The organism is Listeria aquatica FSL S10-1188 (assembly GCF_000525795.1).
Classification (GTDB): domain Bacteria; phylum Bacillota; class Bacilli; order Lactobacillales; family Listeriaceae; genus Listeria; species Listeria aquatica.
Genome location: NZ_AOCG01000011.1, coordinates 160,166 through 183,528, shown reverse-complemented (window position 1 = coordinate 183,528; position 23,363 = coordinate 160,166). Strand labels below are relative to the sequence as shown.

Annotated in this window: 16 protein-coding genes and 4 pseudogenes; 18 read left to right on the top strand and 2 right to left on the bottom strand. The window is 40.7% G+C overall.

Features of this window, described 5'->3' with window-relative positions:
• The first annotated feature begins 2 nt into the window (after positions 1–2).
• Positions 3–1,316, top strand: a complete 1,314-nt coding sequence (locus MAQA_RS08905; protein WP_036073231.1) for an HD domain-containing protein — start codon at positions 3–5, stop codon at positions 1,314–1,316.
• A 34-nt stretch (positions 1,317–1,350) separates the two neighbouring features.
• Here MAQA_RS08905 and MAQA_RS08900 read toward each other — a convergent pair.
• Positions 1,351–1,538, bottom strand: a pseudogene (locus MAQA_RS08900) (2-hydroxymuconate tautomerase).
• 73 nt (positions 1,539–1,611) lie between these two features.
• On the opposite strand from MAQA_RS08900, the gene MAQA_RS08895 reads away from it, so the two are divergent.
• From MAQA_RS08895 to MAQA_RS08875, 5 genes and pseudogenes are all read left to right on the top strand, one after another.
• The gene (locus MAQA_RS08895; RefSeq protein ID WP_036073228.1) at positions 1,612–2,268 is read left to right on the top strand and encodes a site-2 protease family protein; all 657 of its coding nucleotides are present in this window, start codon (positions 1,612–1,614) and stop codon (positions 2,266–2,268) included.
• 74 nt (positions 2,269–2,342) lie between these two features.
• Positions 2,343–2,790 (top strand): annotated as a pseudogene (locus MAQA_RS08890) (YwiB family protein).
• Complete coding sequence (gene argS / locus MAQA_RS08885; protein ID WP_036073226.1) at positions 2,777–4,447, top strand: arginine--tRNA ligase; 1,671 nt, start codon at positions 2,777–2,779, stop codon at positions 4,445–4,447. Before MAQA_RS08890 ends, argS begins: the two are co-directional and overlap by 14 nt.
• A gap of 407 nt (positions 4,448–4,854) precedes the next feature.
• Positions 4,855–5,400 (top strand): DNA-directed RNA polymerase subunit delta, encoded by a 546-nt coding sequence (gene rpoE, locus MAQA_RS08880; protein ID WP_036073292.1) that lies wholly within the window; start codon positions 4,855–4,857, stop codon positions 5,398–5,400.
• Positions 5,401–5,759: 359 nt separating this feature from the next.
• Positions 5,760–7,361, top strand: a complete 1,602-nt coding sequence (locus tag MAQA_RS08875; protein ID WP_036073224.1) for a CTP synthase — start codon at positions 5,760–5,762, stop codon at positions 7,359–7,361.
• Between the two features lie 116 nt (positions 7,362–7,477).
• On the opposite strand, the gene MAQA_RS08870 is transcribed toward MAQA_RS08875, so the two are convergent.
• Positions 7,478–10,213 carry a GW domain-containing glycosaminoglycan-binding protein gene (locus MAQA_RS08870; protein ID WP_036073222.1) on the bottom strand — a complete coding sequence of 912 codons (2,736 nt, stop codon included), beginning with the start codon at positions 10,211–10,213 and terminating at the stop codon, positions 7,478–7,480.
• A 303-nt stretch (positions 10,214–10,516) separates the two neighbouring features.
• Here MAQA_RS08870 and MAQA_RS08865 point away from each other — a divergent pair, with 303 nt between their 5' ends.
• The 12 genes and pseudogenes from MAQA_RS08865 to MAQA_RS08810 all read left to right on the top strand — a co-directional run bounded on the left by MAQA_RS08865 (position 10,517) and on the right by MAQA_RS08810 (position 23,358).
• On the top strand, positions 10,517–11,434 hold the full coding sequence (locus tag MAQA_RS08865) for a diacylglycerol kinase (protein ID WP_036073220.1): 918 nt from the start codon (positions 10,517–10,519) through the stop codon (positions 11,432–11,434).
• 201 nt (positions 11,435–11,635) lie between these two features.
• Positions 11,636–12,490, top strand: coding sequence for a class II fructose-1,6-bisphosphate aldolase (fba, locus tag MAQA_RS08860; RefSeq protein WP_036073218.1), 855 nt, complete (start codon positions 11,636–11,638; stop codon positions 12,488–12,490).
• 327 nt (positions 12,491–12,817) lie between these two features.
• The gene (locus MAQA_RS08855) at positions 12,818–14,095 is read left to right on the top strand and encodes a glycosyltransferase family 4 protein (RefSeq protein ID WP_036073216.1); all 1,278 of its coding nucleotides are present in this window, start codon (positions 12,818–12,820) and stop codon (positions 14,093–14,095) included.
• A pseudogene (locus tag MAQA_RS08850) lies at positions 14,088–15,111 on the top strand (glycosyltransferase family 4 protein). The gene MAQA_RS08855 and the pseudogene MAQA_RS08850 overlap by 8 nt, the downstream one beginning before the upstream one ends.
• 8 nt (positions 15,112–15,119) lie before the next feature.
• Positions 15,120–16,169: a lysylphosphatidylglycerol synthase transmembrane domain-containing protein gene (locus MAQA_RS08845; RefSeq protein WP_036073215.1), complete on the top strand. Its 1,050-nt coding sequence runs from the start codon at positions 15,120–15,122 to the stop codon at positions 16,167–16,169.
• Positions 16,170–16,277: 108 nt separating this feature from the next.
• Positions 16,278–17,550 (top strand): annotated as a pseudogene (locus tag MAQA_RS08840) (UDP-N-acetylglucosamine 1-carboxyvinyltransferase).
• Between the two features lie 62 nt (positions 17,551–17,612).
• Positions 17,613–18,884 (top strand): transcription termination factor Rho, encoded by a 1,272-nt coding sequence (rho, locus tag MAQA_RS08835; protein ID WP_036073213.1) that lies wholly within the window; start codon positions 17,613–17,615, stop codon positions 18,882–18,884.
• Positions 18,885–18,987: 103 nt separating this feature from the next.
• Positions 18,988–19,230: a type B 50S ribosomal protein L31 gene (locus MAQA_RS08830; protein ID WP_036073211.1), complete on the top strand. Its 243-nt coding sequence runs from the start codon at positions 18,988–18,990 to the stop codon at positions 19,228–19,230.
• Between the two features lie 196 nt (positions 19,231–19,426).
• Entirely contained in the window at positions 19,427–20,713 is a 1,287-nt protein-coding gene (locus MAQA_RS08825; RefSeq protein ID WP_036073209.1) for a homoserine dehydrogenase, read from the top strand.
• 2 nt (positions 20,714–20,715) lie between these two features.
• Positions 20,716–21,771 (top strand): threonine synthase, encoded by a 1,056-nt coding sequence (gene thrC, locus MAQA_RS08820; protein ID WP_036073208.1) that lies wholly within the window; start codon positions 20,716–20,718, stop codon positions 21,769–21,771.
• Positions 21,771–22,637 (top strand): homoserine kinase, encoded by an 867-nt coding sequence (thrB, locus tag MAQA_RS08815; protein ID WP_036073206.1) that lies wholly within the window; start codon positions 21,771–21,773, stop codon positions 22,635–22,637. The genes thrC and thrB overlap by 1 nt, the downstream gene beginning before the upstream one ends.
• Before the next feature lie 142 nt (positions 22,638–22,779).
• Positions 22,780–23,358: a thymidine kinase gene (locus MAQA_RS08810; RefSeq protein WP_036073204.1), complete on the top strand. Its 579-nt coding sequence runs from the start codon at positions 22,780–22,782 to the stop codon at positions 23,356–23,358.
• Positions 23,359–23,363: the final 5 nt, after the last annotated feature.

Sequence of the window (23,363 nt, the reverse complement as noted above, 5' to 3'; positions counted from 1 at the left end):
ATTTGAGCTACTTACAACAAAAGATGCCTGAAGGAAAAGTATTCAAAGATCCAGTTCATGGACTTGTACATGTAAAAGACCAAATTATTTGGGACTTGATTGCAACAAAAGAATTTCAGCGGTTGCGCCGGATTCGTCAGCTAGGAACAACTTCGCTCACTTTTCATGGGGCTGAGCATAGCCGGTTTAATCATTCGCTCGGGGTCTATGAGATTGTTAGACAAATTTTGGATGTTACCTTTGCTGAAGATACGTTTGATGAAATAGAACGAGCTACAGCGCTTTGTGCGGCTCTTTTACACGATCTTGGTCACGGTCCGTTTTCGCATGCGTTCGAGAAAGTGTTTCACACGGACCACGAAGAGTTTACACAAAATATTATTACGGGAAAATCAGAAGTAAGAGACGTACTCATGCGTGCTGGGAAAGACTTTCCGTTTCTTGTCGCCTCTGTTATTAATAAAACACACGCTAATCAAACGCTCGTAAAGCTGATCTCAAGCCAGCTTGACGCAGACCGGATGGATTATCTGCTTCGCGACGCTTATTACACAGGTGTGAGCTACGGAAAATTTGATTTGGAGAGGATTCTTCGTGTTTTACGGCCAAGTCCTGATAGCAACGGCGTAATTATTAAAGAATCAGGCATGCACGCGGTGGAAGATTATTTGATGAGCCGCTATCAAATGTATCAACAAGTCTATTTTCACCCAGTAAGTCGAAGTGGTGAAGTGCTTTTATGGAAAATCTTAGACCGGGCAAAATCACTTTATCAAGAAGGCTATGAATTTGCGGTCACGCCGAATGAAGTTTTACCGTTTTTCTGTGAAAATGTAACGCTTGACGAATATTTGGCGCTAGATGATTCAATTTTGATGTTTTATTTTTCTATCTGGCAAAAAGAAGAAGATGAAATCTTGCGCGACTTATGTAACCGGTTTTTAACAAGACGTTTACTCCATTATGTAGATTATGAGCCGTCACAAGATCAAGCCTTTTACAATCAAATGAAGGGGCTCTTTGAAAAAGCGGACGTGGATCCTTCTTACTATCTTGTGATTGATTACTCTTCTGACTTGCCATATGACCTTTATAAACCAGGAGCAAGTACTGGAAAGTCGCCAATTCAGCTTCTAATGCGCAACGGAGAGCTGCATGAACTTTCGACGGAATCTCCTGTGGTTGAATCGATTGGCGGGAAAATCCGAACGGATGTCAAACTATATTTTCCGCTTGATTTTATTGAAAATGGGCGCATTCCGATTGAAGTGGCAAAAGAAATGGTCTCACTGATCCATAAAAAAGAAATGCAATAAAAAAAACCTTGCCGCAAGCGGCAAGGTTAGGCGATTATAGGTCTGAGCTGCGGATGCCCGCAACACCGTAATCAGTTTTCTTCATTTCTTCCAAAACAACATGAATCTTTTCTTTAGGTGCATTTAGATCAGATGAAACAACGTCTGTCACATTTTTTTACGAGTGCTTTTTTTTTGCTCGTCACTTCTACCTTCTAGAAATTTGATAGTTACGATCGGCATGGTTATCACCTCTGCTATTATTTGGATAGTGCCATTATAATATAAATTTTAAGGAAACGAAAGGAATAATTAAATGAGTAACTTTTTAGCTTACCCGCTTGAGACACTTCCATATGTCGTTGTCACCATCTTGATTGCGTTTACTGTTCACGAATGGGCACACGCTTATACAGCCCTTTTATTTGGCGATGATACGGCTAAGAGAGAGGGAAGATTATCCCCGAATCCCTTTGTGCATGTTGATCTTATTGGTTTATTAATGGTTGTTTTAGTTGGATTTGGGTGGGCGAAGCCAACGCCTGTTAATCGATTTAATTTAAAGAAGCGCCGTTTAGGAAGTATCCTCGTTTCTCTTGCGGGGCCAATCAGTAATTTATTATTAGCTTTTATCGCTATGGGCATTTTTATGTTTCTTGTTAGCCATAATCATTCTATTTTAACAGGAACTATCTGGTCTAATTTTTTCACGATTTTTATTCAATTAAATTTAGTTCTATTTGTATTTAATTTAATTCCTTTCCCACCTCTTGACGGCTATCAAATTATACTGGAGTTTCTACCGATGCGAATCCGCGAGAAAATCGCACCAGTTGAGCAATACGCTTTTTTAGTTTTTCTTATCATTGCGTTAACGCCACTATATAATTTTACAATCGGTCCGATTTTTAGTACAGTAATTCCGTTTTTCATTAACGGTATGACCGAATTCTATCAAGGGATTTTCTTCTGAGTGATTTGCTTTTCTATGTTTTTTTTTTCTATAATATAGTACGTCTACACTTCTCTTCGAAAGGAATCTGAAGGATGGTAAAGGAACGTAAGCCGGTAAGAATTCAAATTACTAATCTAGTGCGGCAAATGGATGCTCTGGAAAAAACTGAAATCACTGTTCCAGGGGTTTTTTATCGTGACGAGGGGAATATCTATCTTCACTATGAGGAACAACAAGTGGAAGGAAAAATCCGCTCGGTTCTTAAAGTTTCAGAAACAGAGCTTCTTTTGCTTCGAAATGGCGCTGTTAATATGCGTTTACACTTTTTTTAAAGATAAAAGCAAAAGTACTGCTTCGGTTGAGTCTGGCGCAGGTAAGTTTTTATTTGAATCGGAACTCGTCAGCTATAATGAAGTGTTCAATCAAGATACGGCACAAGGAGAAGTTGCATTTCAGTATGATTTGCTGAGTGCAGGAACCTACGTGGGTTCATATGAGGTAACAATGCGGATAGAGGAGGACCCAAATGAATTTAATTAAAGAAACACAGGAGAATTTGGTTGGGCAAATTAAGCAGGCTGTTCTAAAAGCAACGGGGATTAGCGAAGCTGATATGCCAGAAATTCTTCTTGAAGTACCGAAAGAAAAATCGCATGGTGACTATTCCACAAATATTGCGATGCAGCTTGCTCGTGTAGCGAAAAAAGCACCTCGAGCAATCGCTGAAAGTATTATTCAAGAATTTGATACGAAAAGTTCTCAAATTGAAAAAATTGAAATTGCTGGTCCTGGATTCATCAACTTTTTCTTGGATAATCGTTATTTGACAAAGGTTATTCCTGCGGTTCTTGCAGAAGATGAGTCTTACGGGCAGTCTGATTTTGGTAAAAGGGAGCGAATTCAAATTGAATTTGTTTCAGCGAATCCAACAGGAGACTTGCATCTAGGCCATGCTCGTGGCGCCGCAATTGGAGATTCACTTGCAAATATCATGGATATGGCTGGGTTCGATGTTGAACGGGAATATTATGTAAATGATGCAGGGAATCAAATTCAAAATTTAGTGCTTTCTGCTGAAGCACGTTATTTTGAAGCGTTAGGCATTGAAAAAGCTTTCCCAGAAGATGGCTATCACGGAAAAGATATCATCGAGCTTGGAAAGGAACTTGCTGATAAATATGGCGATCAGTATGTGAATGCGAGCGAAGAAGAACGCCGCGAAGTATTCCGGAAAGATGCACTAGCGTTTGAAACGGCAAAACTAAAAGCAGATTTAGATGAGTTTCGGGTGCATTTTGATAGTTGGTTCAGCGAAACGTCGCTTTATGAGAATAATAAAATTTTGCCGACGCTCGAGAAGTTGCGTGAGAATGGCTATGTGTTTGAACAAGATGGTGCAACTTGGTTACGAACCACGGACTTCGGGGATGATAAAGATCGCGTTCTGATTAAATCAGATGGGAGCTATACGTATTTCTTCCCAGATATTGCGTATCATTTGGATAAGCTAAATCGTGGCTTCGATATTTTGATTGACGTCTGGGGGGCCGACCATCATGGTTATATCCCGCGGATGCGTGCTGCGATTGAAGCACTGGGTTATAAGCCTAGCCAACTTGAAGTGGAAATTATTCAACTGGTCCATCTTTATGAAAATGGCGAACAAGTGAAAATGAGTAAACGGACAGGGAAATCTGTTACAATGCGGGATTTGATTGAAGAAGTTGGTTTGGATGCAACACGTTACTTTTTTGCGATGCGGAGTTCGGATACACATATGAATTTTGACATGGGGCTTGCGAAGTCGACTTCAAATGAAAATCCGGTGTATTACGTACAATATGCTCATGCGCGGATCGCAAGTATTTTGCGTTCTGGCGAAGAAAAAGGAATTCAAGTTTCTGATCAGGCAGATATTTCGTTGCTTGAATCGGAAGTCGAATTTGACCTCTTAAAAGTAATTGGCGACTTCCCTGATGTTGTTGCTGAAGCCGCTTCTAAAAGAGCACCACATCGAATTGTGAGATTCTTGAATGACCTTGCCGCGGCATTTCACCGGTTCTACAATACAAATAAAGTATTGGATGAGGAAAATGTTCCGCTTACTAAAGCGCGTTTAGCTTTGATTAAAGCGGCAAAGATCAATTTGAAAAACGGCTTGAAATTACTTGGAGTTGAAGCTCCAGAGAAAATGTAATTAGGTGCAAGACAAGAGGAGAAAAGCTTCTTTCATGGCTTTTGCCTTCTAGGTCTGTTGATGCTTGTTATTGACGGAAGAAATAAAATGTTTTAAAGTTAAACAAACAGAGGCATTTTAATGACGGGGAGAGCAATAAATGAAGCGAATCATTATATTAACGCTGCTTTTCGTGTTTCTGTGCGTCGCAATCTATGTTCTCTATAATTTTCAACTTGGATCAATTCCAATCTTACTGATGGCGGTCCTATTCTTTTACATTGGCTACCAAATCGTAAAACGAAGTTGAATTTTCGGATTGTGCTTGCGTCTAGTAACATGTAAAATAGTGAAATGAGATAAAAGTTGAATAAATGAGTTGAAAAAGTCATTGAAGCGAAAACGTGTGAGGAAAGGGCGTGCCAACTTTGGATTTAAGTAAGTTAACGCAAGAAGAACGGAAAGAAGTCTCACTAATTGAGGTTGCACATTATGTGCTAGAAGAAAAACGTGAAGTCATTAATTTTCAAGAATTAGTTACAGAAATCGAGAAATTTTTGGGGATTTCAAGTGACGACATGAAGGAACGCTTAGTTCAGTTTTATACGGACATGAACATTGATGGGAACTTTATTTCGCTTGGTAATAATACATGGGGACTTCGAGCATGGTATCCAATTGATGCGATCGATGAAGAAGTTCAAACACACTCAGCTCCGAAGAAAAAACGTAAGAAAGATCAAGACGATGATGACGAAGATGAAGAGTTAGATGATCTTATGGATGACGATGTTGAGTATGAGGAAGACGATGTAGTTGAGGAACTGGGCGAAGAAGAAGTTTCGCTTTCTGATGGTCTAGTTGACGAAGATGAAGATATGGATGATCATTTGCCGGATGGTATCGAAGGAGATTTGGCAACGGTAGAAGATGATTATAGTGATGGTGACTATACGGAAGATCCGGAAGAGTAATTCGAAAAAAATCAGCTAAAAAAATTTTTTAGCTGATTTTTTTATGCACGTAGCAAGCGGATTTGAGCCAGACGGGCATGAAATTTGCCGAAAGAAAAACTTGACTTATTTGGGTTTCAACTGTAGTATTTTAATTGGGCTCCCTTAATTGGGACAATTGATCGGAAGAAAAAGCGCTCCCGTATTTATTTTCGGGGGCGCTTTTTTTTATTGGATCCGTGGATAGATAAAAAATAGCCAAGTGCAGAATCAGCATTTCTTGCATTTGGTGCTTTTATTTGTAGGGCGGTTTTGTTCTTACCCCGAGCGACTGAGAAGCGCTGATATATTTATTTTTTGGAAGGAGTAGATTTTAAACGATGACGAAGTATATTTTTGTGACGGGTGGCGTAGTTTCTTCAATCGGAAAAGGAATTACAGCGGCTTCACTTGGCCGTTTGCTAAAAAACCGTGGTCTCAGTGTGACGATTCAAAAGTTCGATCCGTACATTAATGTCGATCCGGGTACAATGAGTCCTTATCAGCATGGTGAGGTGTTTGTAACGGATGATGGTGCTGAGACGGACTTGGATCTTGGGCATTATGAGCGTTTCATCGACATTAATTTAAACCGTTACAGTAACGTAACAACTGGAAAAATTTACTCCGAGGTTATTAAAAAGGAACGCCGAGGCGATTATCTTGGCGGGACTGTTCAAGTCATTCCACATATCACAAACGAGTTAAAAGATCGTGTTTTTCGTGCTGCAAGAATGACAAATTCTGATATTATTATTACGGAAATCGGGGGCACCGTTGGGGATATTGAGTCGCTTCCTTTCCTTGAGGCCATTCGCCAAATTAAAAGTGATGTAGGTTCAGAAAATGTGCTTTATATTCATACAACACTTATTCCTTATATTAAGGCTGCTGGTGAGATGAAGACAAAGCCAACTCAACACAGTGTAAAGGAATTACGTAGTTTGGGTATTCAACCGAACTTGATCGTTGTAAGAACGGAACAACCGGTTTCGACGGAAATGAAAGAGAAGATTGCGCTATTCTGTGATATTAAAGCTTCAGAAGTTATTGAAAGTCGCGATGAAGACACGCTTTATAATGTGCCGCTTTCTCTTCAAGCGCAAAAAATGGATCAAATTGTGTTAGACCATTTAAAACTAGAAGCGCGAGAGGCAGAAATGACAGAATGGAAAGAGCTAGTACATCGTGTGAAAAATCTGTCCAAGAAAACACGGATTGCGCTAGTCGGCAAATATGTGTCCTTACAAGATGCTTATCTTTCAGTGGCTGAGGCTTTACGTCATGCTGGATATGCACATGATACAGAAATTGAAATTGACTGGGTCGACTCCGAGAAAGTGACAGAGGAAAATGTTGCAGAACTACTTGGACATGTGGATGGGATTCTTGTTCCTGGTGGCTTTGGAGACCGAGCAATCGAAGGTAAAATTGCTGCTATTCGCTATGCTCGTGAAAACAAAGTGCCATACTTTGGCATTTGTTTAGGCATGCAGCTTGCGACAGTAGAATTTGCTCGAAATGTAGTGGGGCTTAAAGGGGCACACTCTGCAGAGATTGATCCTGAAACGCCGTACAATATCATTGATTTACTTCCAGAACAAAAAAATATTGAAAATCTTGGCGGAACCCTTCGCTTAGGTTTATACCCTGCTCGAATTAAAGAAGGAACCAAAACGGCTGAAGCATATGGTACAACACTCGTTGAGGAACGTCACCGTCACCGTTATGAATTCAATAATGATTTCCGTGAACAAGTGGAAGCAGCGGGTATGATTGTTTCAGCAACAAGTCCAGATGGTCGTTTAGTTGAAGTGGTTGAATTAAAGGATCATCCGTGGTTTGTCGCTTGTCAATATCATCCTGAATTTATTTCCCGCCCAAATCGTCCGCAAAGCCTGTTTGATGGATTTGTAGGTGCAGCTTTGGCAGCAAAAAACTAAAAGCAAAAGCATAAAAAGAAAAAGCTTAGTTTGACTCGAATCAATCATATTCGAGAGAGCTAAGCTTTTTTCGACCGATGAAAAATCCCCTGAAAGATTTCAGGGGATTTTTAAAATTAAGCTTTTAAATTAGATGCAAGCGTCCAGCCAACAATGGTTGAGCCATCTTTCATACGATTCCAAACAGCTCCATCGACTGTTACTTCACGGTCAACAGTTAAAGTTTTACCTGCATATGCAGCAAGTGTTCCTTTTCTGTCAACAGGTTCAGGAACAGGTAATTGGTAATACTCACCATTTGTATTTTTCACTGTCCGCTTCACAGAGATAATTTTCTCCATAGAGGATTTATAGAAAACATTTAGTGAGTTATTGTTCACCCAACCAATTACTTTTCCATCGACACTAAATTGTGATGATGTAGTAGTGCCCACTTTGGCTTCTCTGATGAGCCGTAATTGCTTACCGGAATAGCTCGATAGATTACCAGCAGATGCGGCAGCAGCGGAACCGACAGGCGCAGAATAAATAGGTGTGTTTGCCGTTTTTACTCGAGCGTAAGCCCAGATGACATTATTGGAGGAAGCGGCAACTCCTAGGTTACTAGCCTTCGTCCAACCAACTAAATTCGATCCATCTTTCATACGTTGCCAAACTACGCCATCAACAGTTACTTCACGGTCAACAGTAAGGTCTTTGCCATACACGTTCTTCAAAGTTCCACGTTTATCTGCAGCTTCTGCAACAGGTAACATGTAGTAGCCTTCTCCTTGACTTGTGGCTTTAACCATTCGTTTTAGGGAAACAACCTTTTCATTCGCAGATTTGTAGAAGATATTAAGAGCAGAGTTGTTTACCCAGCCGATCACTTTTCCATCAACACTAATTTGCGAAGAAATGGTATTTCCGACTCTAGCTTGTCGAACAAGGCGCATTTGCTTACCGGAATAACTAGACAAGTTTCCTACAGAAACAGCTGTTGCAAAATCAACAGGGCCAGAATAAATGGTTGTGTTGGCTGTTTTCACACGAGCATAAGCCCAAATGATGTCATTTGTTGAGACGGTAAGTCCTAGATTGCTTGCTTTTGTCCATCCAGCAATAGCAGTTCCGTTTTTCATGCGATTCCAAACCACGCCATCAACGGTAACTTGTCGGTCGACTGTTAGCACTTTATTATAAAGATCTTTCAAAGTGCCCTTTTTATCAACCGGCTCAGCAACAGGCAACATGTAGTAACCATCGTTTTGATTTGCCGTTTTTACCATGCGATAGCCAGAGAGAGAGGTTTCGTTGGCTGTTTTATAAAAGATATCGAGTGAGTTATTGTTTACCCAGCCGACCACTTTTCCATCAACACTAATTTGTGAAGAAATGGTATTTCCGACTCTAGCTTGCCGAACAAGGCGCATTTGTTTACCAGAATAACTAGACAAGTTTCCTACAGAAACAGCTGTTGCAAAATCAACGGGTCCAGAATAAATGGTTGTGTTGGCTGTTTTCACACGAGCATAAGCCCAAATGATGTCATTTGTTGAGACGGTGAGTCCTAGATTGCTTGCTTTTGTCCATCCAACAATGGCTGACCCATTTTTCATACGATTCCAAACCACGCCGTCAACGGTAACTTGTCGGTCGACTGTTAGCACTTTATTATAAAGATCTTTCAAAGTGCCCTTTTTATCAACCGGCTCAGCAACAGGCAACATGTAGTATCCATCGTTTTGATTTGCCGTTTTTACCATGCGATAGCCAGAGAGAGAGGTTTCGTTAGCTGTTTTATAAAAGATATCAAGTGAAGCATTGTTTACATAGCCAATTACTTTTCCATCAACACTAATTTGTGAAGAAATGGTATTGCCAACTTTTGCTTCACGGACAAGGCGCATTTGCTTGCCAGAGTAACTAGAGAGATTACCAACAGATGTTGCTCCTTTTGCGCCAGTTGGTTTTGAGTAAATAACCGTGTTTGGTGTTTTCACACGAGCGTAAGCCCAAATTACTTTGTCATATTGAATAACGCCATTATTAATTTGATCATATTTTTCTTGGATGAGGGACATCATGCTGTTCCAATTGTAACCATATTGATTAAAGTAACCAATTGGATCGGTATGAGTGGTTCCACCAAGGTATTTGGTAACCGCATTGTGTGACCAAACGGTTCCTTTACCATCGCTTTCCGCACTGTCAACTTTCATATTGTATTTTGTAAGCAAATATGCCGAATAATACGCATAATTATTGATAGAACGAGCAAAATCGTCAAAAGTTTTGGAACGAACAAGCTCAAATTGGACAAACCGAGCATTGGCATACTGTCCGGCTCCCCAAACAGCATTATCAGTTGGGTGAATCTGAATAATACGAGATTTATCAACAAAAGTATGAACAAATGCATTTTGCCAATTTCCACTCATATAATCAATTTCATTTTGAATAGTGGAATTATTGTTCGCTGTTTCGTGCAATACGATTCCTTCAGGTTTCCCATAACCATTCCGATAGTTGAACTTCGGGAATTGGCTTTTTAACTGATATTCAATACTAGCCGTACTGAAGTTTTTAGATTTGATGTAGCTATTTACATCTGGATAACCAGCAGCTCGGAGCATAGGAACATCAGCTAATACATTCGTATCCGTCCCATCTTCAAATCCATCATTTTCTTCCGTTACTTTTCCTTCACGGATTGCTTGAGGAACATAAATAGATTGTTCATCCGCGGATTTTAAGTCATCCGTAGTATCGTGTGGCCGCGGGGTATTTACTTCATCAGCGGAGGCAACACTTGGAATGGCAACAAGGGCCAGCCCAGTTGCAAGAAATGCTGAATGTAGAAGTATTTTCAAATGTTGATCAACTCCTCTTTTTTTATTGTCGAAAAATGAAAAAAATTTCACTTTCTATTTCTATTATGACAATCCTATCTGGTAGCGTCAATATACCAATCGAAAATGATTCTTTTGGCTGGTAAAGTATTCAGTTTTTTCAAGGCGTTTAGCGAATATATAATATTTAACATAAAAAAAAGGGTATTTTTCAGGAAAGAAAATAGTTGATTTTAGGAAAAAAGTTGAGGGCGCAAAGCCCTAAAATTGACAGATGAATGTTTTTTTGTAGGAAACTAAAAAAAGTGAAGTGGGGGGATGAATGTGTTGAAAACAGCGATGATTATTTATAATCCAGCGGCGGGACAGAATAAGTTCCATAAAATTATGCCTGAGGTTGAACGATTATTAGTTCAAGCTGGTTATGAAGTAACATTAGTATCTTCAACAGAAGAGCCGGGAAGCATTACAAAAATAGCTTTTCAGGCAGCAAGTGAAGGGTGGCAAGCCATTATTGCCGCTGGAGGGGACGGAACTGTTAATGAGGTTGTTAATGGCATCATGCGTTCTAATAATCGACCAGTTTTAGGGATACTGCCGATTGGGACAACGAATGATTATGCCCGAGCACTTGGTTTCCAAAAAGATCCCATTCTGGCAGCAAAACAAATTGCTAAGCGCAACATTGTGAAAGTAGATATTGGAAAATGCAATCAAGATGAATATTTTATTAATAATGCAGCGATCGGTAAAATAACAGAAATTACATATGCGGTCTCTGAACAGAAGAAAAAACGTTTTGGGAGGCTGGCTTATCTTTTTGACGGGTTAAAGATGCTCCCTCAATTGAAATCTGTAGATGTGCAGATGGATTTTGATGGGGAAACATTTGAAGGGCCAATCTTACTGAGCTTTATCAATAACTCGCATACAGTTGGCGGACTGGAATCGCTTGTCAAGAAAGCGAAAATTAATGATGGCTATTTTGATCTGCTGATTTTAAAAAAGGTAAGTCCAGCCCGTTTGTTCTCGCTTTTTCTATTACTCAAGCGTGGAACACATCTGGAAAGCGATGATGTTATTTATCGGCGAGTCAAAAATGTTGAGATTACTGGGCGCACGCCTTTGAATTTCAGCTATGATGGGGTGTATGGTGGTGAGACTCCTTATACTGTTCAATGTTTGCATCAAGCCTTAGAGGTTTTTGCTGATCAAGATAAGTTGAAAAACGCTCCTTACTAACTGATAGTAGTAGGTTTTCAAAGTGATTAGGAGTAAAGCGTTTTCAGAAAATAATAGGTATTCTTTATGGTAAATTGCTCACAAATCTGTTATGATATTTTTGTTAGGGAAAAATAGCTGCCACTATTTTTCACGGCGGAAATTCAAATAAGTTAAGAAAACACCAAGTTTTCTTAAATTCCTGAGGGAGGAAATTGTATTATGCCTATCGTTAACATGACAGACATGCTGAACAAAGCATTGGCTGGAAAATATGCTGTTGGTCAATTCAACATCAACAATCTTGAATGGACACAAGCTATTTTGAAAGCTGCAGAAGCTGAAAAATCACCTGTAATTCTTGGTGTATCTGAAGGTGCTGCAAAATACATGGGAGGATTCAACACAGTTGTAAAAATGACTCAAGGGCTTGTAGAAGACTTGAAAATTACAGTTCCAGTTGCTATCCACTTAGACCATGGTTCAAGCTTTGATTCTTGTAAAGCTGCAATTGATGCAGGCTTCACATCGGTAATGATCGATGGTTCTCACCATCCAATTGATGAAAACGTAGCTATGACAAAAGAAGTTGTAGACTATGCACATCCAAAAGGTGTTTCTGTAGAAGCTGAAGTAGGAACTGTTGGTGGTACAGAAGATGGTGTTACTGGTGGAATTAACTATGCTGATCCACAAGAATGCTTACGCGTTGTGAAAGAAGCTGGTATCGATGCACTTGCAGCTGCACTTGGTTCTGTACATGGCCCTTACCACGGCGAACCAAAGCTAGGCTTTGACGAAATGAAAGAAATCTCCGAACTTACAGGTAAACCGCTTGTACTTCACGGTGGATCAGGAATTCCTGAACATCAAATTAAAAAAGCGATTGAACTTGGTCACAGCAAAATCAATGTTAACACTGAGTGCCAAATTGTTTGGACTGCAGCTGTTCGTGAAAAACTTGCTGCTGATAAAGATGTTTATGATCCACGTAAAGTTATCGGCCCTGGTGTCGATGCGATCATTAAAACAGTTACAGAAAAAATTCAAGAATTCGGTTCTAACGGAAAAGCGTAAGAACAATTTTAAATTTTTTAGGGAGAGGCGTTTGTACGTCTCTCCTTTTTTGTTTGCCTTGATTTAGGGAATTGTTTAACGGTCTGGAATAATGGTTATTGTGTTATATCGAAAAGGGTTGTAAAATAAAGCAGTTGGAAAAAAGTGATAGACACTTTAATTAAAGATTTAGATAAAAATCATTCTGAGGGCGTATGAAAAAGTGAGGATATGGCTTCATAATAGAGATATCCGAACAATAGGCTTTGGGATACATATATCGTGAATTATGCTATAATAATGAAACAGATATCCAGAGAACCAACATGGAGAGAGTAGGCGATAGTAATGAATATAGGGATCTTTACCGATACCTACAGTCCGCAAATCAGTGGGGTAGCGACTTCAATTGCCACCTTGGAAGAAGAGCTGAGACGAAGAGGACACAACGTATATATTTTTACGACGACCGATCCTAATGCTGATAGAGCAAGTGAAGAGGGACGTGTATTTCGTTTGCCAAGCATTCCTTTTGTGTTCTTTCCAGAGCGAAGAATCGCTATTGCAGGCATGAGTAAGTTTATTCGTCTTGTCGGAGAATTGAATTTAGATATTATTCATACACATACTGAATTTTCGCTAGGACTTTTAGGTAAAAAAATTGCGAAGAAATATTCGATTCCAATCATTCATACCTACCACACGATGTATGTGGATTATCTGCATTACATTGCTAAAGGCAAAATCTTAAAGCCAAATATGGTAAAGAGAATGACACGTTCTTTTTGTGAAAGTTATCAGGCACTCATTGCGCCAACGCAAAAAGTGCGTCATCATTTGGAAGATTGTGGTTTAAATAAATTAATTTACACAATTCCAACGGGTACAGATTTGCATTCGTTCGAACGTGCAGACGACGAGACCTTAGATGCGATCCGTTCTGAACTTGGCATTTCAAAAGAAGATCCGGTTATTTTGTCGCTAGGTCGTGTCGCTTATGAGAAAAATATTGATGCAATTCTAGAAGCTTTCCCGAAGGTTTTACAAGAGATTCCTAACGCGAAACTGGTGATTGTAGGAGATGGACCAATTAAGGCGGAACTCGAAGAAAAATCTGTAGAACTTGGGTTAGCCGATTCTGTGATTTTTACGGGTGCTGTTGAGTGGACCAAAGTTGGGAATTATTACCAGCTAGGCCATTTGTTTGTCAGTGCTTCGACAAGTGAAACACAAGGTTTGACCTATATCGAAGCTATGGCTTCAGGACTTCCAGTTGTTGCTAAACGTGATGAGAGCATTGAAGATTTTCTAATAGATGAAAAAACAGGTTTTTTATTTGATTCTGATGAAGAGTTAGCACCTCGTTTACTGTTTGTTTTGAAAAACCCGGGAAGGGCCAAACAAATTGCTCAAAATGGACGGAGCGAAGTCCTATGTTATTCGGCAGAGAACTTTGGTAAAACGGTTGAAGCTGCCTATATGGAAGTGATTGCGACCTACCAGTCGACAGAGAGAAAGCCAATTGATTTGAAGCCGACCCTTTTAAGAAGTAAGATGGCTTCGCAGGTTTTCTCATTAACATCAAACCCACACATCAGGAAAGGTAGGTCTAGTAGACGTGATTAAACTAACTATGCTGTCGTCTGCGGAAAAAGTTAAGGGACAAGGAGTTGCCTCTGCCTATCGTGAGCTAGTTAACCTTGTGTCCGAACACTTAAATGATAAGTTTGATCTTTCAATTAATACCTTTCGTAAAAGCGACATTACGCATTACCATACGGTAGATTTTCATTTCTATCTTTCGACATTTTTTAAGAAAAAGCGCGGAGTTCGGGTTGGCTATGTCCACTTTCTGCCAGAAACTTTGGAAGGAAGTTTAAAGCTACCTAAAATTGCCCGCGCTGTTTTTTTATAAATATTTGATTTCTTTTTATAATCGAATGGATCAAATTGTAGTGGTCAATTCGTCGTTTATACCGAAGCTTGAACAACACGGGATTGCTCGCGAAAAAATTCATTATATCCCTAATTTTGTCTCCAAAAAAACATTTTATCCAATGAAGAGCGAAGCGAAACAAGAAATTAGGAAAAAATATCAGATTGCCCCTGACAAATTTGTTGTGCTTGGAGTTGGACAAGTGCAGCATCGAAAGGGCGTACTAGATTTCATCGAAGTCGCACGTGCGCTCCCTGAAATTGAATTTGTTTGGGCAGGAGGATTTTCTTTCGGGAAAATCACGGCTGGTTACGAGGAACTCAAAGAAATTTATGACCACCCTCCAAAGAATGTAAAGTTTATTGGAATTGTCGATCGAACAGAAATGAATGATTGCTTTAACATGGCAGATGTCTTTTTCATGCCTTCTTATAATGAACTTTTCCCGATGGCGATACTCGAAGCGATGAGCGCGGATGTTCCAGTGCTTGTTCGGGATCTTGACTTATATAAGGATATTTTAACGGGATATTATGATGCTGCAAGTGACAATCAGGGATTCATTCAAAAACTGAGTGAATTAAAAGAGAATCGTTCTGATTATGACCGGCTTGTTCAAATGGCGAGAGCAGGTGCTGAATATTATTCAGAGGAGAGGTTGACTAAAATTTGGGATGACTTTTACCATCAATTAGTGAAGGAGTGAAAAGAGGCATGAGCAAAACTGCAAAACGAAACTGGCTCAATATTTTTTTGATTCTTGTGATTAGCATTGGTTTTTTAGTTTGGCAGTTTCGCGATGTCGATTTGAAAAAATTCTTCGAAGAGATGGATCGAGTTAACTTATGGTGGATCTTAGTAGCGTTCTTGTTCATGTTTTTGTATTGGCTATTCGAGGGCGTCGTTCTCCATAAAAGTGTAAAACCAAGTTTTAAGAAACAAAAGTTTTTTTCGTCTTTTCGTATTACAATGATCGGGCAATTTTTCAATACCATTACACCGATGCAGGCGGGCGGTCAGCCTGCACAGCTATACGCGCTGATCAAAAAAGGCATGGATATCGGATCTGCAAGCTCGGTTTTGCTATTTAAATTTATTATCTATCAAGCGATGATAGTTGTTAACTTTTTACTGGTTTTGATTTTTGGTTTTCACTATTTGATGACTGGAGCAGTTCCGCAAGTGAAATATCTTGTAGTAGTAGGCTTTTTGGTTCATCTTTTAGTGATCATCGCTTTAGTTCTTGTCAGCAAGAGTCGTGGCTTTACAACCAGATTGGTACATACACTTTTAAAGCCGGTCGGTTGGTTTTTGAAAAAAGAGCGGATGCTTAAAATAGAGGAAAGCATCGATGAAAAAATTGATACATTTCATGAAGAAAGTGGTCGAATCAGTAAGGATTGGCGACTCATATTATCAGCTAGTTTTTATACAACATTACAGTTATGGGTATACTTCGCGATTCCTTACTTTGTAATGCTAGGGTTAGGTGTTACAACTATGGGACTCTATATGGTGATTACATTTCATGCTTTCATCATGATGTTTGCAACAGTGATGCCAACCCCTGGCGGAAGTGGTGGAGCGGAATACACGTTTACGCTTATGTTTGCTCCGTTTCTTGGATCCGCTAAGTTACTTGCAGCTCTGATCTTATGGCGTATTGTCACGTATTATAGTTGTATCGTATTTGGGGCGGTTGCGTTAATGGTTCGAGATAATCGGCCTGAAACGAAAAAAAAAAACGGCGAGCGTTCAATTTAAAGAAAAGCTGTCCTAGAGGAGGATGGCTTTTTTACGGAGCAGAGTCTTGCATAAAAAACGGGTTTCAGCGATAATGAAGGAAGAAATTGAAAAGAAAGAAGGTTAGTCATGGCGAATCGATTGGTGATACAAGGCGGCAAAAAGCTTTCAGGGACTGTAACGATTGACGGGGCTAAAAATAGTGCTGTCGCTTTAATCCCAGCTGCAATCATGGCAGACTCAGAAGTTGTATTAGAGGGATTGCCAAATATTTCAGATGTTCATACACTCTATCAAATTATAGGGGAACTCGGTGGAAACGTTCGATATGATGAAAATCAAGCAATTATCGATCCAAGTGAGATTGTCGATATGCCACTTCCAAATGGCAATGTAAAAAAAACTTCGTGCTTCTTATTATTTAATGGGAGCACTTCTTGGTAAATTTAAAAAAGCAGTAGTGGGACTTCCGGGCGGTTGTTATCTTGGCCCTCGTCCAATTGACCAGCATATTAAAGGTTTTGAAGCACTTGGCGCAACAGTAACAAATGAACAAGGTGCTATTTATTTGCGAGCAGAAAAGCTTCGCGGAGCAAGAATTTATTTAGATGTCGTTAGCGTCGGGGCGACGATTAATATTATGCTCGCGGCAGTTTTAGCTGAAGGAAAAACGGTGATTGAAAACGCGGCAAAAGAGCCAGAAATTATTGATGTTGCCACTCTTTTGAATAATATGGGTGCAAATATCAAAGGAGCTGGGACAGATACGATTCGCATTCAAGGTGTCGAAAAGCTTTCGGGTTGCAAACACGCGATTATCCCAGACCGGATTGAAGCCGGGACGTATATGATTATTGCGGCAGCTGCTGGAGATGGGGTTAAAATTCAAAACGTTATTCCAGACCACTTAGAAGGGATTACAGCCAAATTAAGTGAAATGGGGGTACCCATTGAGGTTTCGGATGATTCTATTTATATTGGTGAAGCTAAGCAGTTGAGCAAGGTTGATGTGAAGACGTATGCGTATCCAGGATTTGCGACAGATTTGCAACAACCAATGACGGCGCTCCTTACCCAAGCAGAAGGAAGCGGTATCGTAACGGATACGGTTTATTCTGATCGCTTTAAGCAAATTGCAGAGTTGGAACGAATGGGTGGTAAATTTAAGCAAAGTGGTCGAAGTGTTGTGATTTATGGAAAAACACCACTAAAAGGGACAAAAGTGACAGCGACAGACTTACGCGCGGGAGCAGCTCTAATTATTGCGGGTCTTGTTGCAGAAGGAACGACAGAGATCCTTGAAATCGAACATATTGAACGCGGATATGGTAATATCGTTGAAAAATTGACAGCACTTGGTGCAGATATTCGTAAAGAATCGGGCGAGCCATCTATTTCTTGATAAATAAACGTTCGAGTCATCGACTTCTTGTGAACTATTTTAAACATAAAGGTGGTTAATTAATGGCAAATTTGTCCATGTCTTATCTAGAGAGTTTAACGATCAAAGAGATTTATGCGCTCGCTAAAGAACATAAAATTGCATATTACAGCAAACTGACTAAAAAAGAGCTAAGTTTTGCATTGCTTAAATCAAATGCAGAAAAAGAAGGGTTCTTTTTCATGGAAGGTGTGCTGGATATAATTCCGCAAGAAGGCTTTGGCTTTTTGCGACCAATCAACTATTCTGCTAGTTCAGAAGATATTTACATTTCTGCTTCGCAAATTCGACGATTTGACTTGCGCACGGGGGATAAAGTTTCTGGAAAGGTGAGACCACCTAAAGAAAATGAACGCTACTTTGGTCTGCTACATGTGGAAGCAGTAAATGGCGAGAACCCTGAGGTGGCAAAAGAACGAGTTCATTTCCCTGGGCTCACGCCACTTTATCCGAACCGACAAATTGATTTGGAAACTGGCCAGTATCCGCTTTCTATGCGAATGGTGGATATGATTTCTCCCATTGGGTTTGGACAACGTGGGCTGATCGTAGCTCCTCCAAAAGCTGGGAAGACGATTTTACTAAAAGAAATTGCCAATTCCATCACGGAAAATCATCCAGAAGCAGAATTGATTGTACTCTTAATTGATGAACGACCGGAAGAAGTAACGGACATTGAACGTTCAGTTTCTGCGGATGTGGCAAGTTCGACATTTGATGAAGTACCTGAAAATCACATTAAAGTGGCAGAACTTGTTTTGGAACGGGCGATGCGGCTTGCTGAACAAAAACGAGACGTCATTATTTTGATGGATAGTATTACTCGGCTTGCGAGAGCGTATAATCTTGTGATTCCTCCAAGTGGACGGACGCTTTCTGGTGGGATCGATCCAGCTGCTTTTCATAGACCTAAACGTTTCTTTGGCGCGGCGCGAAACATCGAAGAAGGCGGGAGCTTAACGATTCTTGCTACAGCGTTGATCGATACGGGTTCAAGAATGGACGATGTGATTTACGAAGAATTTAAAGGCACAGGAAACATGGAACTACATCTTGATCGTACACTTGCTGAAAGAAGATTGTTCCCAGCGATTGATATTAGACGTTCTGGAACACGAAAAGAAGAATTACTGCTTGCAAAAGAACGACTAGATCAACTTTGGAAAATTCGGAAAGTCTTGCCTGTGCAAGGCGATGCACTTGATATGTCAGAACGATTCATTCGCTATATGAAAAAGACGAAAACCAATCAAGAATTTCATGAATTATTGAATGAAGAAATGTTTAAAAAATAACTATTGCTTGTTTGCGCATCAGTTGTTATAATTATCATACTGTGTGTTTCTTGCAGTGAATTTCTCTGTTTCAGATGATTCAGGGCGAAGGAGTTGAAAAGAAATGAAGACTGGAATTCATCCTGATTACCGTCCAGTTGTTTTCGTTGATACTAGTACTGATTTTAAATTTTTGTCGGGTTCTACAAAGCCGTCAAATGACACAATCACTTGGGAAGATGGTAACGAATATCCGTTACTACGTGTCGAAATCTCTTCTGATTCGCACCCTTTCTATACTGGTAAACAAAAACATGCGACTGCAGACGGCCGTGTGGACCGCTTCAACAAAAAGTACGGACTCTAAAAAGTTCGCGCAAACGAAGCCTAATCATGAAGGAACAAATACATCTCTTCTTAGAGGTGTATTTTTTTTGATGTTTTAAAGCAGAATAGTCAGTAAAGTGGAAGAAATGTGAAGGTTCGAATAAGAGGGTTTACATCCTTGAATAATCGTGCGTATAATAAAGAAGAGATCGATACTTTTCAAAGGAGGTTTTCATGTGAAAGCAAAATTACAAGTAGGTGTGTTAGGATTTGGCACCGTGGGAAGCGGCGTTATTCGTATTCTAAAAGAACACCAAGAAAAAATTAGCCAAGTGACGGGCTATGATATCACCGTAAAGAAAGTACTTGTACGCGATTTAGAAAAGAATCGCCGTTACGAGGCAGAAGGTTTTACCTTAACAACCGAACCAAAAGACGTGCTAGATGATCCAGAAATCGCTGTTATTGTAGAAGTAATGGGCAGCATTACAACCGCACATCATTACATTTTGCATGCACTGAAAGCAGGGAAAAGTGTTGTAACCGCAAATAAAGATTTAATTGCTATTCACGGAGATGAACTCGTAGCAGTGGCGCAAGAAAACCACTGCGATTTATTTTATGAAGCGAGTGTAGCAGGTGGGATCCCCATTTTGAGGACGATTGTGAATAGCCTAGCTGCGGATAGAATTAAAAAAGTTTTAGGGATCGTAAACGGGACGACAAACTACATGCTAACGCAAATGACGGCCTCCAATAAAAGTTATGAGGAAGCTTTGCAAGAAGCACAGGATCTGGGTTTTGCTGAGGCTGATCCAACGAGTGACGTAGACGGAATTGATGCGGCTCGCAAAATGGTTATTTTAACGAGACTTGCCTTTGGAATGAATGTAAACCTGGACGATGTGAAAACTAAAGGGATTCGTGGCATTTCTCAAAAAGACATTGCAATCGCTTCGCAGCTTGGCTATAGAGTGAAATTAGTTGGACAAGCCGAGGAAATTGATAATACAGTTGATGTTGCGGTCGGTCCAGTACTTCTTCCAAAGGCGCACCCACTTTCTGGCGTAAGTGATGAAAATAATGCCGTTTTTGTAACTGGAGCAGCTGTTGGAGAAACAATGTTTTATGGGCCCGGGGCTGGCGAAATGCCAACCGCAACGAGTGTCGTAAGCGATTTAATCACAGTGGCTAAAAATACCAAACTTGGAACGATAGGGAACGTGTTTAATCGTTTTGTCCATGAAACAAAGTATACACCGGCAGAGAAAGTTTTTTCGAAATATTACTTCCGGATGCAAATGAATGATAAAACAGGGACGTTTTTAAAGTTAACGAAAATATTTGCTGATGCAGGTGTTAGCTTTGATAAAATCTTGCAGGAACCAAATGATAAACATACGGCAACGGTAGTGATTATTAGTCATGCTGCAAGTCGAAATCAAATTGACGAAGCTGTACGCGGCGTGAATGCGGAACCTGAGATGCGCCTTATTACACAGTACGCGGTCGTGGAGGGATAAAGATGTACAAAGGTTTACTAGAGACATATAAAGATGATCTGCCAATTACAGAAGCGACACCTCTCCTCTCGCTATCAGAGGGAAATACGCCTCTCATTCCACTTCTTCACTTGTCAGAAGAGCTGGGCGTTGAACTTTACGGCAAATTTGAAGGGCTGAATCCGACCGGCTCGTTTAAAGATCGGGGAATGGTAATGGCTGTTGCAAAAGCGAAAGAAGCGGGAGCAGAAGCAGTTATTTGCGCATCGACAGGAAACACATCGGCTTCTGCTGCAGCTTATGCGGCACGTGCAGGCATGAAAGCTTATATTGTAATTCCAGACGGCAAAGTAGCTCTTGGAAAATTAGCACAAGCTGTCATGTATGGTGCAGATATTATTGCGATTGCAGGAAACTTCGATCAAGCCTTAGACGCCGTGCGAGAACTTGCGGAAACAGAAGCTGTTACCCTTGTCAATTCAGTAAACCCATTCCGTCTTGAAGGGCAAAAAACGGCGGCTTTTGAAATTTGTGAAGATCTGGGAAAAGCCCCTGACATACTTGCTATCCCAGTAGGTAATGCCGGCAATATCTCCGCTTACTGGAAAGGCTTCAAAGAATGGAATGACAAACATGGAACTGGTCTTCCAGAAATGCACGGCTTTGAAGCAGAAGGAGCAGCGGCCATTGTGAAAGGTGAGCGAATCGAAGCGCCTGAAACGATCGCAACGGCCATCCGGATTGGGAATCCGGCCAGCTGGAAGCTGGCCGAGGCGGCACGTGATGAATCGGGTGGCGCCATCACGGCTGTTTCGGATGAAGAAATTATCGAGGCATACAAGCTTGCAGCCGCACGCGATGGTGTCTTCATTGAACCAGGATCGGCCGCTTCACTTGCGGGTGTTATCAAGAGTTTGAAGGAAGGGCGCATCAAGCGGGGCTCGAAAGTGGTTTGTGTCTTCACTGGGAATGGCTTGAAAGACCCAGATACAGCTATGGATGTACATGCTTTTGATATTGCGCATATCGAAACAATTGATGCGATGCGAGATCATTTGCGAAACGGAGTGAAAGTCTAATGCGCATCCGAGTCCCAGCAACAACAGCGAATCTTGGACCTGGTTTTGATTCTTGTGGACTTGCGCTTGATTTATATTTGACGCTTATTGTTGGTGAAGAAAGTAAAGCTTGGCGGATTGAGCACCAACTTCCGGATGAAATTCCGACAGATGAAACCAATATGGTCATTCAAGTGGCTAAAAAGGTGGCACCTAATCTTAAGTCTCGCCACTTGATCATGGAATCGGATATCCCGCCAGCAAGGGGGCTTGGTAGCAGTTCAGCTGCAATTGTTGCCGGAATTGAGCTGGCTAATCAACTTGCAAAACTTGGTCTTTCGAGTGAAGCGAAGGTGAGGCTTGCTGCAGAATTTGAAGGTCATCCTGATAATGTTGCCCCCGCTATTTTGGGAGGGCTCGTCGTTTGTAGCAAGCAGCCAGATCGAGATTATTATGTACAGCATGCTTTTCCAGATGCGGCGATCTTGGTTGTTATCCCAAAAGTAGCTTTGCTTACAAGTGAAAGTCGCGCGGTGCTACCACGCGTGCTTTCGTATGCGGATGCGGTTCGAGCGAGTAGTGTAGCTAATGTGATGGTTGCAGCTCTTATGGCAGGCGATTTACGACTTGCTGGTGAAATGATGGAACGCGACTTGTTTCATGAGAAATGCCGGGAGAAGCTTGTCCCACACTTAAGTGTGATTCGAAGTAAAGTAGCCGAGTTTCATGGGTATGCGGCGGTTCTTAGTGGGGCGGGACCAACTGTGCTCGTGCTTGCGCCACATGATGTGAGTGAAGCGTTAAGGCGAGAACTGAGCGTGCTTGATTTGGAAGCGGAAGTGAAGGCGCTTCGCACGGAGCATAATGGGGTGCGCGTTTTTGAGTGAAATAAAGTGATAAAGGAAGCCCGGCCAAAAGTAGCCGAGCTTCTTTCTTTAAGCAAAATCGAAATTTCTTGCTTCCCTATCCAATTTTTTTAGGGACTGTGGTAGAATAGGAAAAGAGTTTTAGAAAAGAGGGTATGGATTTATGGCACAGTTATTTTTTCGTTATGGTGTGATGAACAGTGGGAAAACGATTGAAATTTTGAAAGTAGCACATAATTATGAGGAACAAAATAAGCCGGTTGTGATTTTTACGTCTGGTATTGATAATCGTGACCAGGTGGGTGTTGTTTCAAGTCGAATTGGCTTAAAACGGGATGCGATTCCGGTTTTTTCTGATACGAATATTTTTGAACAGGTAAAGGCGATTGAACCACGCCCTAGTTGTGTTCTGCTAGATGAATCACAATTTCTTGAGAAACACCATGTCTTTCAACTTGCGCATATTGTGGATGAGCTTGGGATTCCTGTTATTGCTTATGGACTAAAAAATGATTTCAGGAATGAGTTGTTTGAAGGATCGAAATATCTGTTGCTGTATGCAGATAAAATTGAAGAAATGAAGACTATTTGTTGGTTTTGCGCGAAAAAAGCAACAATGGTTTTGCGTGTTGATGAAGAAGGAAAGCCTGTCTATACAGGAGAACAAATTTTAATTGGCGGAAATGACCAGTATTATCCGGTTTGCAGAAAGTGTCATGCGCATCCGCCAATCGATCAATGAAAGGT